General features: G+C 34.6%; 1 protein-coding gene and 1 pseudogene. Both read right to left on the bottom strand.

Annotated features, from left to right (window positions below):
- Positions 1-147: 147 nt before the first annotated feature.
- The gene (locus HMPREF2663_RS09730; RefSeq protein ID WP_002457245.1) at positions 148-447 is read right to left on the bottom strand and encodes a hypothetical protein; all 300 of its coding nucleotides are present in this window, start codon (positions 445-447) and stop codon (positions 148-150) included.
- 11 nt (positions 448-458) lie between these two features.
- A pseudogene (locus HMPREF2663_RS09725) lies at positions 459-1,197 on the bottom strand (hypothetical protein); the annotation flags it as partial.

Here is a 1,197-nt window from a genome sequence, read left to right as displayed (position 1 = left end):
TATTTACCTCATTGTCTAATTCTTCATCTTCCTCATTCCACTCACCTATATTAATGAAAATTGGTGTGTCCGTAGCTTATTTATGTTATTGACCTCTATTTAATGTAAAAACACCCACCAACACTTCTGCTGATGGGTGGGCTTTGCTTAATATACTTCAAATGAGTCGACTAAGAATTCAAAATCTGTATTCATATCAATATTCTTACTTTTTAATTTCGTTACATTTGTTTGTGCAGCTTCACTTGCTTCGCCCTCAAATACTTCATCTAATTCTTGCCCTGCACTGTTGATGACTTCAATGATTTGTTGAATGTCGTTTTTACGTGTTTCTACATCTGATTTGGCTTGCTCTACCATACTTTCTGTTTCTGATCGCATAGCTTGTTTTAATTGTTCCAGTCTCGCCAATTCTCTTTGTTTCTTTTCTGCATCTTTCGAACTCATCTATGTCACCCCTAACTAAATAGTCCAAATACATCGCTTTCCTCTAAATCTTTTTCTTCAAATTTATCTGCTGCATATTCTAGTTTTTCTGCAAATTGTAGTAACGCTTTTTTATTTTGATGTATATCTTGCGTTACTTGTTCCATTAAATGATTATCATAAAATTCTAAGTTCCCTACAGACCCTCTTTGTGCTAGGGCTTCCATATACTCGGCCAAATCATTCGGACTTATAAATTTATGGGAACCACTCAACAATTCAGATTCATATTTGTCTAGGATGCGTTGGGAGCTTTTCTTTGTCTCCCTTTCATATTCCTCAATGGTTCTTAGTACATCATCATATTTATGTATTCGATCACGTAGATTACTTACAATAGCACGTACAGCTTCCGGTTGTATCTTTATCTTCTTGCCCGAACCTCCAGAGCCACCATGTCCTTTTTTGGCAGAAGCATCTGAATCCCCTTTAACACTTTTCGATGATTTACTAGTAGATTTAGAGCCTTTTTTCGCTTTTGATGCTTTATCAGCTTTAGCTTTTTTATTAAGTTTTTTGATAAAAGCACTTATCGTATCATCAAGTCCTGTTAGATCTTTATCAGTAGTGAATATATTGAATTGATTAAACATCTTCTTCGCTTTTTTATATGCAGCCAACTCACCTTTTGACATTTCTTTTGCATTACCTTTTTTTCAAAACTATCATAAGTGCCTACAAAATGTTGTCCTACAAAAGGTAACGATGTTA

The organism is Staphylococcus sp. HMSC077D08 (genome assembly GCF_001837945.1).
In the GTDB taxonomy this organism is placed as follows: domain Bacteria; phylum Bacillota; class Bacilli; order Staphylococcales; family Staphylococcaceae; genus Staphylococcus; species Staphylococcus epidermidis.
This window is presented reverse-complemented; position numbering and strand designations above follow the sequence as displayed.

Coding starts and splice junctions, on each gene's coding strand:
- HMPREF2663_RS09730 (WP_002457245.1), bottom strand. CDS start 447: ATGAGTTCGAAAGATGCAGAAAAGAAACAAAGAGAATTGGCGAGACTG.